12 protein-coding genes and 1 riboswitch are annotated in these 13,220 nt (G+C 27.0%); of the genes, 7 read left to right on the top strand and 5 right to left on the bottom strand.

Annotated features, from left to right (window positions below):
* The first annotated feature begins 31 nt into the window (after positions 1-31).
* Positions 32-772 carry a helix-turn-helix transcriptional regulator gene (locus IC174_RS14250; protein WP_227433223.1) on the top strand — a complete coding sequence of 247 codons (741 nt, stop codon included), beginning with the start codon at positions 32-34 and terminating at the stop codon, positions 770-772.
* A 313-nt stretch (positions 773-1,085) separates the two neighbouring features.
* The gene (locus IC174_RS14255; RefSeq protein WP_227433222.1) at positions 1,086-2,705 is read left to right on the top strand and encodes a Na/Pi cotransporter family protein; all 1,620 of its coding nucleotides are present in this window, start codon (positions 1,086-1,088) and stop codon (positions 2,703-2,705) included.
* 149 nt (positions 2,706-2,854) lie between these two features.
* On the opposite strand, the gene IC174_RS14260 is transcribed toward IC174_RS14255, so the two are convergent.
* On the bottom strand, positions 2,855-5,761 hold the full coding sequence (locus IC174_RS14260) for an EAL domain-containing protein (protein ID WP_227433221.1): 2,907 nt from the start codon (positions 5,759-5,761) through the stop codon (positions 2,855-2,857).
* A 302-nt stretch (positions 5,762-6,063) separates the two neighbouring features.
* Positions 6,064-6,345 carry a hypothetical protein gene (locus IC174_RS14265; RefSeq protein WP_004454426.1) on the bottom strand — a complete coding sequence of 94 codons (282 nt, stop codon included), beginning with the start codon at positions 6,343-6,345 and terminating at the stop codon, positions 6,064-6,066.
* Between the two features lie 312 nt (positions 6,346-6,657).
* On the opposite strand from IC174_RS14265, the gene IC174_RS14270 reads away from it, so the two are divergent.
* The 3 genes from IC174_RS14270 to IC174_RS14280 all read left to right on the top strand — a co-directional run bounded on the left by IC174_RS14270 (position 6,658) and on the right by IC174_RS14280 (position 8,368).
* Complete coding sequence (locus IC174_RS14270; RefSeq protein ID WP_227483232.1) at positions 6,658-7,467, top strand: helix-turn-helix transcriptional regulator; 810 nt, start codon at positions 6,658-6,660, stop codon at positions 7,465-7,467.
* Between the two features lie 41 nt (positions 7,468-7,508).
* Positions 7,509-7,775 carry a DUF3795 domain-containing protein gene (locus tag IC174_RS14275; RefSeq protein WP_227483233.1) on the top strand — a complete coding sequence of 89 codons (267 nt, stop codon included), beginning with the start codon at positions 7,509-7,511 and terminating at the stop codon, positions 7,773-7,775.
* Positions 7,776-8,167: 392 nt separating this feature from the next.
* Positions 8,168-8,368 carry a cold-shock protein gene (locus tag IC174_RS14280; protein ID WP_227433218.1) on the top strand — a complete coding sequence of 67 codons (201 nt, stop codon included), beginning with the start codon at positions 8,168-8,170 and terminating at the stop codon, positions 8,366-8,368.
* Positions 8,369-8,614: 246 nt separating this feature from the next.
* On the opposite strand, the gene IC174_RS14285 is transcribed toward IC174_RS14280, so the two are convergent.
* Together IC174_RS14285 and IC174_RS14290 are read right to left on the bottom strand one after the other, a co-directional pair.
* Positions 8,615-9,304: a radical SAM protein gene (locus tag IC174_RS14285; protein WP_227433217.1), complete on the bottom strand. Its 690-nt coding sequence runs from the start codon at positions 9,302-9,304 to the stop codon at positions 8,615-8,617.
* Positions 9,305-9,322: 18 nt separating this feature from the next.
* A complete protein-coding gene (locus IC174_RS14290; RefSeq protein ID WP_227483234.1) occupies positions 9,323-10,030 on the bottom strand; it encodes a B3/4 domain-containing protein in 708 nt (235 codons plus the stop codon).
* 63 nt (positions 10,031-10,093) lie between these two features.
* Positions 10,094-10,188: riboswitch (guanidine-I (ykkC/yxkD leader) on the bottom strand.
* A 293-nt stretch (positions 10,189-10,481) separates the two neighbouring features.
* Here IC174_RS14290 and IC174_RS14295 point away from each other — a divergent pair.
* Both IC174_RS14295 and IC174_RS14300 read left to right on the top strand, forming a co-directional pair.
* A complete protein-coding gene (locus IC174_RS14295; RefSeq protein ID WP_227483235.1) occupies positions 10,482-11,237 on the top strand; it encodes a lysophospholipid acyltransferase family protein in 756 nt (251 codons plus the stop codon).
* A 71-nt stretch (positions 11,238-11,308) separates the two neighbouring features.
* A complete protein-coding gene (locus IC174_RS14300) occupies positions 11,309-11,593 on the top strand; it encodes a transcriptional regulator (RefSeq protein WP_227433215.1) in 285 nt (94 codons plus the stop codon).
* Between the two features lie 82 nt (positions 11,594-11,675).
* On the opposite strand, the gene IC174_RS14305 is transcribed toward IC174_RS14300, so the two are convergent.
* The gene (locus IC174_RS14305) at positions 11,676-13,220 is read right to left on the bottom strand and encodes a hydantoinase/oxoprolinase family protein (RefSeq protein WP_227483236.1); all 1,545 of its coding nucleotides are present in this window, start codon (positions 13,218-13,220) and stop codon (positions 11,676-11,678) included.

The following is a 13,220-nucleotide window of genomic DNA, read 5'->3' on the forward strand; positions in this document are numbered from 1 at the left end:
ATATTTGTATAAATTTAGATGAGGTGATTTTTTGAAATGTTTTAAAGATGATATAGAACTTATCATTAATGATTTTTTTGACTGTTGTAATATCCCAACAAAAGTGATTAATAAGGATTTAAAAGAACTTTGTAGTGTTGGCTACAGTGATAAACTAGAAATATACTTTTCAAGTTTAAACATATTCAATAATATAAAAAGCACAGATTTTATATCTAATAAAAACTTATCCTATATAATGTTAAGTTTTTGCAATGACATACAATTTTTAATTATGCCAATACATAAATTTGATATTTCTAGTGGCTATTTTGTTATAGGGCCTTTTAAATCATGCATTAATAATGATATTGAGTTTTCTGATATACCATTTAAGCCTCTATCATGTGTAGATTATATATCAAATCTTTTATCAGAAATATGTAATGATAAAATGAAACACAAACCAGCTCTTAGTTTTTATGTAAAAAAAACTATCGATTATATTCATAAAAACTACTCAGAGGATATAACAGTAAGTGATATATGTAATGATTTACAACTTAATAAAAGTTATTTTTGCTCCCTATTTAAAAAAGAAAGTGGATATACATTTACTAACTTTCTCAATAAGGTTCGAGTCGAAAAAAGTAAAAAATATTTGCTTCGAGAAGACATGTCTATTTTAGATGTTGCTGTATTTGTTGGGTTCAATAGCCAAAATTATTATAGTATGGTTTTTAAAAAGTTCAACAACCTTACACCAATTGAATATAAAAATATTTATAATTAAAAAATATCATTCTGCAAAGGATGATATTTTTTAATTATAAATATTTTGACGAAAACAGTTAATTCTTTGTTAAGTTGACTTTATCCAAAATATGCTAAATATCACCTTAAGTATTTAAATTACTATATGATATAAGTTTTCTCAAATTAACAACAACTTAAAGATTTAACATTCTCTTAACCTATACTTAACAAAACGTTAATATTTAAATTGACAAAATTTGTTATTCTATATTATGGAAACGATAAATTTTAGTTAATAAAGTTTATAATTCATATAAAAAATTTATTAATTTCTTAAGGGAGGAAATATCGTGAATATAGCAGTTAGTCTTATCGGTGGACTTGGACTTTTTCTTTATGGAATGAGTTTAATGGGAGAAGGTTTACAAAAATCGGCAGGAGACAAATTAAAGAAAATCATCGAACTCTTAACAAGTAATGTTGTTATGGGTGTATTGGTGGGTACAGTTGTTACAGGTATCATACAAAGTTCAAGTGCTACTACTGTAATGGTTGTAGGGTTTGTAAATGCAGGAATAATGAATCTAAGTCAAGCCATTGGTGTAATAATGGGTGCAAATATAGGTACTACTGTTACTGCCCAATTAGTTTCATTTAATCTTGAAGGAATAGCCCCAATTGCATTAGGTATAGGTATAGTATTTTATTTATTTACATCAAATCAAAAAACAAAACACTTAGCTGAAATACTTATTGGTTTTGGTATATTATTTACAGGTATGGAATTTATGAAAGATGCAGTAGCTCCACTTGCTGAGTATAAGGGATTTACTGATACACTCTTATATTTTAGTAAAAATCCTATCCTTGGTATATTAGCAGGATTTGCAATCACTGGTATCATACAAAGTTCAAGTGCTTCTATGGGTATGCTAATAGCTTTAGCTTCTCAAGGAATACTTCCTCTATCAGCTGCTTTACCTATACTTTATGGAGATAATATTGGTACTTGTGTTACTTCACTTTTATCAAGTGTTGGTGCAAATAGAAATGCTAGACGTGCAGCTGTAATGCATTTAAGCTTTAATGTAATTGGTACAATAATATTTATGCTTGTCTTAAATAAACCTATATCAGCAATAGTTACTCATTTTGACCCAACTGACACAGCTAGACAAATAGCAAATGCACATACTTTATTTAATCTTACAAATGTTATAATATTATTGCCATTTTCTAAATACATAGTTAAATTAGCAAATAAACTTATACCTATTAAGGAAACTGAGTCAGAAATTGTAAACAATACTAAGTACTTAGATGAAAGAATGTTTAGTACTCCATCTATAGCACTTGGTAATACTGTACAAGAAGTTGTTAGAATGGGCCATAAAGCTACAAACTCTTTAGAACATTCAATTGCAGGTTTTTTAAATAAAAGTAGTGAGGATATTAAGAAAACTTTTGAGTCTGAAAAAGTTGTTAATAAATTGCAAAAAGATATATTAAATTACTTGTTAAAACTTTCTAAAGAACCACTCAGAGATGATGAACGATTTAGAACAGATTTACTTTTCAATACAGTAAATGATATCGAAAGAGTATCTGACCATGCTGAAAATATAGCTGAGTTGGCTATGACTGTTAAAGAAATGAATGTTAACTTTTCTGATAGTGCAATAAAAGAAATCTATGAAATATACAATAAAACTATGACTAACTTTAAGGATGCTTTAGTAGTTTTAGATGTAAAAGATTTTGAATTAGCAAACAAAGTTTTAGAAGTTGAAAATGAAGTAAATTACTTAGAAAAAACTTTTAGAAATTCTCATATGATTAGATTAAATAATGGTAGTTGTACAATTGATGCTGGTGTACTTTACCTTGACTTACTTACTAACTTAGAAAGAATTTCTGACCATTCAACAAATATAGTAAAACAAGTTTTAAAACTTAAACAGAAAATATAATGACTACAATTTGTATTTAATTTTAATTAACTACTTAATATAATAAAAAGCTATAAATAATAATTCTATTATTTATAGCTTTTTCAATTTAGTTAATATAAATTTAGAATAGGTATTTTTCTTTTTCTCTTATATAATAAACGAGTACCTTAAACATTTGATTTAATTTTAAGGACAGGATTTTTTAATAATTGCTCAAAATCATCTTGTGGCATTGGCTTTGCATAAAAATATCCTTGTGCCAAATAACATCCAATTTTTTTTAGTATTCTCACTTGTTCTATACTTTCTACCCCTTCACATATAACTTTCATATTTAATTCTTTTGCCATATTTACCACTCCACGCACGACAGCTTGTTCACGACTACCATGCATTCCTTTTTGTATAAATGTACGGTCCAACTTAATTATATCAACAGAAAATTGTTGTAATAAGCCAAGAGAGGAATATCCAGAACCAAAATCATCTATAGAAATAGGAAATTCTGATTCTCTTAGTTGATTAAAATGACTCAAAATCTGATTGAGATTTTCAACAAAAATACTTTCTGTGACTTCTATTTCAAGGTATTTGTGAGGTATTTTATAGGAATCCGCTATTTCTATCAATTTTTCTGAGAAGCTTTCATTATTAAAATGAATTCTGGAAAAATTACAGGATACTGGACTAATATTTAATCCCAAATCCATCCATCTCTTTAACATTTTGCAGACTTCTTCATAGATATAAAAGTCAATTTCTACCACAAATCCGTTTTTTTCAAAATAAGGAATGAATTTTGCAGGACTTATTATACCTTTATGTGGATAATTCCATCTTACCAATGCTTCACTTCCTACCAATTTATTTGTATTCATATCTACCTTTGGTTGAAAGTATGGAACAAACTCTCCATGTTCTAAGGCTATTTGCATTCTATCTGTTAAGTTTCTTTGATGTAACCCTTCCTCTCTCATAGTCATATCATAAAGTACAACACAACTTTTGTGAGTTATTTCTGTATTTCTTCTTGCATAATTTGCTAGGTCAAGCATGAGAGATATATCATGTTTTTCAACTTCATCTACTATATATACACCAAATACAAGAATAAGTTGGTAAGTTTTTCTCATTTTTTCTACCCAACCATTTAATTGATTATCAATCTTGAAGAGACGTTCTTCTAAGCACTCCCAACTATCGTATTTTAATAACATAACAAATTGGTCTGCAGAAACGCGAGCACAAGATTCTTCAAAAGATACAGAATCTTGTAAAGCTTTAGCTAATGCACAAAGTATTTCATCTCCTTCTGAAAAACCTAAAGTGTCATTAATCATTCGAAATTGTTTTATATCTAAATAAACAATCACATATGAACCACTTTCTGCACTTCTTAAACTCTTAATAGCTTCTTTACAAAATTTATTTAAATTCCAAATTCCTGTAAGACTATCTCGGTATAACAAACTCTCAATACGTTTATTATTTTTTGACTTTAATAAAAGTAGAAAACTCAAAAGTATAATAATAATAGCTGATACTATAATAACGCCTCCAATAATTGCCATTGGATGCTGGTGGATAATATCTTGCCAAGTTATATCATATTGAATTATCGTATTTTTTAAAATTATTCTGTCCATTTGTTCTGTTGACATATATTGAATACATTTATCTAGTATAGAAAATAACCTCGAATCTGCAGAATCAGAAATACCAATACTTATTTCTTCTGCATAGTTTGTCAAGGTCGAAACAGAAAATTTTTCATAACGAGGATTGGACAATAGATAATCTGCAATATATGTATTTACATAAACAGCATCCACTTTATCCTTTAATACAGCCTCAAAACATTCTTTTGGAGAATTATAATACTGTATAGTTCTATCTAGTTTCCCATCTTCAGTAATATTTTGTCCAATTAAAGAACCATTTACAGCTGCCACTTTTTTAATTTCATTTTCTTTTTCTCCACTAACTAAAACTACTGGAGCACGTAAATAATACTGCGTTGTTCTTATATTGTTTTTTTGGTTGTTAATATAATCGTTTTCCATACCACAAACTATAGATATTCTAGAATCTTTTGATACTTGAAGTGCTTCACTATAACTTTTTGCAGAAACAAATCTAAATTTTAAACCAGTGTTATTTGTAATTTCCTTAAATAAATCAGCAACCACACCAGAAAACTCACCTGTTTTTGAATCACCATATTCTAGTGGTATCTTTGTAGAATCATAAACAGCTGAAATTTCACCAGATTGTTGTATATATTCTTGCTCATCTTTTGTAAATACTGGCTTCTGAGCAGTACTTATAGAAAAATATTTATTATATAATTTTGTTTCATAACTTGAATTCCTAAGTGTCAATGTATTCAAAGCAGAATTCAGTTGAGATAATAAATCCAGTTTCTTATTTGAAACCACAGTATAGAGTGGCTCTGGAGAAAATTGTGCTACACTTTTAAATGTACTAGTCCGACCAAGATGTGTTATAGCAACACCATCAAGATTTCCATTTTTTAAATCTCTTAATAAATCATCTGTTTCTTTATAAGATATAATTTTAACTTCAAAATCATTTGTTTTACAATATTCTTTAAAGTTTTCAGCATCCTTACTATTACTAATAACACCTACTTTCATATCCTGAAATGAATCAAAATCCTCATAATCATAACGAGTATCATCCACTTTTACATTTAAAGTTGTATAGATATTACACATTGGTAGTGTTGGAAAAAGCATTTCTTTTGTACGTTCTTTTGTATAATAGACACTAGGAAGAACATCTATCTCACCTGATTTTAACATTTCAAGAGCATTTTCCCAACTTTTACAATCTACTATTTCATATTTCCAGTTAGTGTACTTAGTAATTTCTTGTAAGTATTCAAAATTAAATCCTATATACTCTCCATTTTCATTTCGACTCATATAATCGCCATCATCATAATACCCGACTTTAACTGGAACCCTATCTGAAGCAGAGTTAATTTTTATTGGAAAAGAAAGAAAAATCATACAAACAATCAGAATCAATTGATAGGTTTTTAACTTCAAAATTTTGTCCTCCTCCCTCTTAGTAGCTATATTATATCATTTTCAATAGAAAAATAGAATATACTGCCAATTGTTTAACTTTCAAAATACTTCTAAAATATATATTACTAGTGAGAATACAGAAAACTTAACTTATATAAACATACTATTTTTTTATATCTATCGCACATAATAAGAATACTTAAAAAGCTATATAAATTTGCAAAATAACAAATTTATATAGCTTTTTACATGGTAAAATAATTCATTTTTTATATAATCTTTTTATAATTACATCAAATTGAAATTCCTATAAATTAATTTTATTGCACAATTGATACTTTAATAATATCCCCATTTTTTCTTTCTAGATGAACCACTTCTCCAGTTAAATCATAGTCAAATGCCTTAACTAGTATTTCAGTAACTTTTTTACCATCAACTACATCATCTTTTCCATTAAATAAATCTAAAGCATTGTTTTCAATCATTCTCTTTGCAAAATTTACAGGTAATTTTATATGTATTTTGTCGCCTGTATGTGATAGAACTCTTATTCTTAAAAACTTTTCTAAATTATTTCTTGGTATTTGTTTTGATGCCATTCTATTAAATCACTCTCCCTTATTTTTTATTTAATAATAAATTTTATTCTTAAAAATATCTTTATATGTATCTATTATAAAAGTAACACTATTATTTTCTGTGTTTAGTTTATACCTAACTCTATCTAATATGCCAGTTTCATGAGTTCATATATTTTTTTTAATAATTGTACATTTTTAGACTTTATTTTATAATTATTCTATATACTTTATACTCTCAGTGAAACTTTTTTATCAGAATGTTTTATTACATAAAATACTAAAATTAAACTATATCTATTTATCACTAAATAGTATCAGGGGGATATACTTATGATAGAAAAAATTAAAAACATGCTGAAAAATCACAATCATGATATATATATTTCACCACACAAATTATTAAGACCATATATAGCTCACTATACAATAACTTTTCCAGATAAAAATTCTATAGAAAACCTGACATTGATACCTGATGCCAGTGGATGTATCGTATTTGAATTTAGTAAAAAAGATATAACCAGCAAATTTTGGGGTGCTACAACAAAAACTATTATTGTAAAAAATGATATAGAAAATGTACTATTTAGAATATTTGTTGAATTTCTTCCATGTGGAGTATACTATTTAACAGGTTTTCCTCAGATAGAATCAGCCGATTTAATAATCCCTGTTAAAGACTTTAACACTCAACTTGATTTAGAAACTAATTCTATCTTTGAAAAATCCAGTACTCTTAAAGAACTCATCGAACAATTCGATAGGTTATTTTTATCGTACTTATTTAAATCTAATATAAAAGATTTAACAATACCAATTCTTATAGATGCTAGGAAACAAAACTCTATTATGTCTGTTAAAAATATTGCTCAAATTAGTTGTTATAGTGAACGCCATTTAAATAGGATTTTTAATAATTCTCTTGGTATGAGTGTTAAGACATACCTTAGATTATTACGTATAAATACAGTACTACAAGAAATACAAAGTAATAATATATCATTTACAACTTTAGCTCAAAATATAGGTTATTATGACCAATCTCACTTTATAAATGATTTTAAATCTATTTGTGGTGTTAATCCAACAACCTATATAAAAAATTTGTCTGATTTTTACAATGAGAAATATAAATTTTAACATATGATTATATTAAAGTTTATATTTGAGGAGGATTTAAAATGATAGAATCAAGATGTGGAATTTTGTGTTGTGAATGTAAGTATAAGGAAGATGTAAATTGCGCTGGATGTACAAATATTGATAAACCTTTTTGGTCTGAAGAATGTCCTGTAAAATCATGTTGTGAGAATAAAAATCTTACACATTGTGGCCTATGTGACACATTTCCATGTGAAATATTAACTCAATTTGCATATGATAAAGAACAAGGTGATGATGGAAAAAGAATTTCTCAATGTGAAAAATGGGCTTCTCTAGCTTTATAATAGTATCATATTTATATATTTTATATTGTATATAAATTAAAATATTAATACCTTAATACATAATTGTATATTCTCTAAGATAGATAGCTATTATTCAATATAAAATAATAGCTATCTATTTTTTTCACAAATAAACATTGATTTTTAAATCTCTTAATTTTATATTTTAATATTTATGTCAATTAAATGTTAGTAAAGTATTTTATCTGCATTTACACCAATATATAGTAACACAAAGCTTTTCAATTTTTTATGGTTAAGCATAAGCAAAAAATGTTAACTAAAAATTACAATTAAGTAGACATTTGTATTAATCTATGATACAATAGTATTTGTGGTAATACACAATTAAATCAAGTATATCTTGATATAGGTTAATAGGAGTATTTTTAATGAATAATGGAATAGTGAAATGGTTTAACAACGAAAAAGGATTTGGTTTTATAACAGTAGAAGGTGGAGATGATGTATTTGCTCATTTCTCAGCTATACAAACTTCAGGATTTAAATCATTAGAAGAAGGTCAAAAAGTAAGCTTTGATATAGTTAAAGGTGCTAGAGGTCAGCAAGCAGAAAACATAACTATATTATAATTATATAGATTTTTTCGGAAAAGACTCTTTTAAGAGTCTTTTTTTATTGGTAATATACAATATAATTATTAATTAAGTAAATAATATTATTTGGACAAATAAAAAAATCCCTCTCCTAAATATAAAATACTCTTCATAAATAAGGGTTATTTCAGTAAAGATACATAGTATATTATATATAAAAAATCCAATAGATTAGCTCTATTAGATTTTTATTTCATATATAAATATTTTTCATTAATGTTTTCAAAAGTTTAATAACGTTTTTGAAATTTTATCAAATTTTTCACTAGATATATCAAATTTTTGCTTAAATTTTTCATCGTTCATTCTTTCAACAATTACTTTATCTGGAGATAATTCATAAATAATACTTTTTATCTTATTAATAGATTCCTCATTATCATTATATTCCTTTATAATTGTTACTTCTAAAATAAATTTTCCTTTATACTGTTTATTAAATAAAATCATATTTGAAATATATTCTTCTAGAGTATATCCTATAATTGGTCTCTGAATTTTTTGAAAATCTTTTTCCGATATTGTTTTTATCTCTCCAATGACTTCATCACACATATTGGCTATTTCTATATATTCGTCTTTACCTAATAAATATCCATTAGAAAGTAATCGTACAGGCACTCTTTTGCGCTTTACTAACTCGATTACATCACAAATTTTATCATTCAATAGTGATTCTCCTTTTGAATTAATGAAAACTAGTTCTGCCTTATGCTTTTCTATTATACTTTCTAATTCTCTAAGTGAGTCATCCATCTTGTCAAATGATTGAAGTGTATCCACTTTATTATATGACCTTCCAATAGGACAGAATATACAATCAAAGTTACAATACTTTTCAGGAAGTATATTTACTTCTAATACTCTTTTTCCATCCTCAATATAAATATCTTTATAACTAAAACCACTCATTACTCTATCCTCTCAAAATTAATTTATTGATACTTCTTTATTATTAATATCTAAAATTGAAATTTTACATGTTCCACCTAAATTTTCTTGAACTGTTTTCGCCAAATAATTCAAGGCATTCTCAAATTCTTCAAATCTACTTTCATCTACTAATTCAATACATAAAAATGCATTATTTGTATTTTCAGTAAGCATTGTCCTCACTGCTTCACGCCAATTCCAACATCTACAAATTGCACCTTCATTATCTTTATAGACTATCTCACCTTCATATGGAGATGAGTTTTCTTCTGTTCCTAATGGTATAAATTCTTCATTTCCAACTGCTCTAGTCAACCTAATATCTCCCATAAATTTGTCTATGTCTTCTCCACCACAAGGCAATGCATATTTTAGCGAAATAGAATTGTAAATATCCACTAAGGGGTTAATAGTTGCTATATGATTTCCATTATGAACTCTTTTTAGCAATGCCTCAATAGATGACCTTGCTCCTTTTTTCGTTTTAAATTTTTTGAATGCTTCTCTCCATACTTTAATTACTTGGTTATTGCTAAATTCTAAATCCTTCAAGTGTTTTAATGCCTCTTTTTCTCCCTGCAAAATCATTTCCTTGTATTCTTCTTTATCCTTTATAGAGTTGTCTATGTCCTTACAAATAACAACTCCTATCTTTGAACTAGGAAATAGGTTCCAAAACTCATCCTCAACAACAAATTTTTTCATTAGAATACCTCCTCAACTTTAAAATATATAAAAATAAAAAAGCCTACAGAAATATTATTAAATATCTCCCAGGCTTTTATCCTTCCGTGTACACAATAACTGTGCGTTTTCTCTTGGACCTGCCCATTATAAAATGCGGAACCCTAGAAAACTAAACTATATATTTTTGTAATTTATAAAATACAAATAAATTTTAGCATAATATAAGATTTAAAACAATACTATATTGGATTCTTATATTTGTACAAAATAATATTTAAAGGTTATTTAGCTAATCTAATAGAATACTACATTATTGATATAATTTTATTAATAAAATTATAAGTATAAAAATTTCAGAATAAGTCTATTTTAAGTGTAAGTTATAAATCCCAATTAAAATAGACTTAAATTTCATTTTATGTTAAAATCTTTACAGTAATAAACAATTTTATTTTAAGGAGATAATTTTATGAATAATTACTTAAAATTTGCTACATATCAGCTCATAGGCTTTACATCTTCTATACCTAAACTTATAAAAATCAAAAAAAATCCAGATAAATTTAACTTAAAAGAAAAATTTGAATTTATGCAAAAACAAGCTAAAAAATCTTTAGATATAGTAAATATAGACCTTAATATACTTGGCAAAGAAACATTACCAAAAGAACCAATCTTATTTGTTGTAAATCATTCAAGTATGCTTGATAGTTTTATCCTAGCAGCAAGTGTAGAAAGACCAATTGGATGTGTAATTGCAGATGAGCCAGTTTGGAGAAATATACCTATATTTAAAGAATGGGCGAAGTTGTTACGATGTGTATATGTAAACAGAAAAAATAATAGAGAAGGGATTAAAAGTATTGCTGAAGCCTCACAAAATATACTTACAGGTCAGAGTATGGCAGTGTTTCCAGAAGGAGATTTAACCTGGATTAAAGAACCAAATTCTCTAGTATCAGATTTTAGAAGTGGAGCCTTAAAAATAGCATATAAAGCAAAGTGTCCTATTGTTCCATTAGTCATAAAAAATTCAAAAGATACTTATGAAGGATATCAACCTATTGGTAAAATTAACTCTGTTCCTGTTGAAGTTGAATTCCTAGAACCAATTTATGACCATATTGAAAATCCTAGACTAAAATCTTCTGTATTAGGAGAAAATATTAAAAAAAATATGATAAACAAAATAGAAAGTTTTAGAAAAACAAATAAAAACTTTTAAAGAATTTTAACATTAAAATTTATTGACTAGAAAAAATTTTAATGTTAAAATTTTTTTAAGAGGTGATTAAGATGGCAAAAAATACAAAACAAACAACAGTTCACATTGATGAAACATTACTTAAAGAAGTTAAAAGAATAGGAATTAATGAAAATAAAAGTATATCTCAAATAATAAATGAATCAATAATAGATTATGTATTAGTTTACAGAGAAAACGAAGACAAAGAAAAAAATGAACACGATAAAAATTTAAATGATACAATAAATGCTTTTAAAAGAGAGGAAGAAAAAAGAGTTGAGGCAAAAAGTGCTGCTAGAGCTATAGCAGAAGCAAAAAAACGAGTTCTCTACTAATAAATATAAAAAATCGGTACAAACTATGCACCGATTTTTTTATATCTAAAACATATTCAAAAAGACTTAAATTTTCTTTAAATTATATCAAATCTCCAACAACTTTCACTTTTATAAGGAGTGCATTACCTGGAAGATATGCAAGTGGAACATCTTCTATATTTAATACTTCTATAGTATCCTTTTTAGCACCTGCTTTTAAAGCTTTGTTTATGGCTTCTTGTTTTGCGTCTTCTATAGCATCTTCTCTAGACATTTTATCTAAGCTGTACACTTTTTCTACATCCCCACTTATTTGCCCTAAAGCTGCACCAATAGCATTTGCTGCAGTATAATGAGGAGGTCTTATAACATCACTTATACCTTTTAGTTTTTCTGGAACAATTATACTTCCTCCACCAGTTAAAACTAATTCAACATCATTTTGGCTAGTCTTCATTTGGTCTACAGCATCTTCTAGTTTTAAAATTACTTTTTTATATACCTCATCACAATAATCTTTATCTAAATTTTCAACATTATTTTTTCTATCCTCAAATGCCATGCCTAACTTTGTAACAACATCTGATAAAGTTAAAGTATCACCACCAAATATTATTGCATCTTCAGTTATTCTATACCCTACACTCTCAGGACCTATTTTTATATTGTCTTTTTCGCCTTTTACACAAGTTCCTCCAGCAAGTCCAATAGTTAAAACATCAGGCATTCTAAAGTTCGTATGTACTCCTCCAATTGTAACAGGAATTGAAGATTCTCTAGGAAATCCATTGTATAATACACCTAAATCACTCGTAGTTCCTCCAACATCTAGTACTATTGCATTTTTTACTTTTGATAAGAAAGACGCTCCCCTTATAGAATTTGTTATTCCACATCCAATTGTGAAAATAGGATACTTCATTGTGTACTCCAAATTCATTAATGTTCCATCATTTTGACTAAAATATATTTCTGCATCTATTCCTAAATCTTTCAATGCTTTTTCAAATCCTAAAGAAACAGCCTTACCTACTCTAGACAATGCAGAGTTTAAAATTGCTCCGTTTTCTCTTTCCAGTATACCTATATTACCTATTTCATTTGATAAGGATATTGGAATATCACCAAGAATCTCTCTAACCCATCTTGCAACTTCTTCTTCTTGTTGTTTATTTACAGGAGCAAATACTCCACTTATTGCAACACTTTCTACCTTGCCTTTTATCTTATTGCAAAAATCTACAACTTCATCTTTACAAAGTTCATTTATCTTTCTTCCATCAAACTCATAACCACCAGATATCAATATTGAATCTAATTCTATTTTTTCTCTTAAATCTTCTGGCCAATCTATAAATGGTAAAATAGCAGTGGTTGCTGGTTTTCCAATTCTTATCATTGCTACATTATTAAGTCTTTTTCTTTCTACTATTGCATTTGTACAGTGAGTTGTACCAAGCATAGCATATTTTATTAATGAATGGTCAATTTTACTTTCATCTATAACTTTTTTTAAGGCATTATAAACACCAGTTTCAACATCTTTTGTAGTTGCTACTTTAACTGAATGGATTACTTTTAATTCCTTATCCAGTATACAAGCATCTGTATTTGTTCCTCCAACGTCAATTCCTACACGATACAT

The sequence above is a fragment of the Clostridioides sp. ES-S-0001-03 genome (assembly GCF_020676075.1).
Classification (GTDB): Bacteria; Bacillota; Clostridia; order Peptostreptococcales; family Peptostreptococcaceae; genus Clostridioides.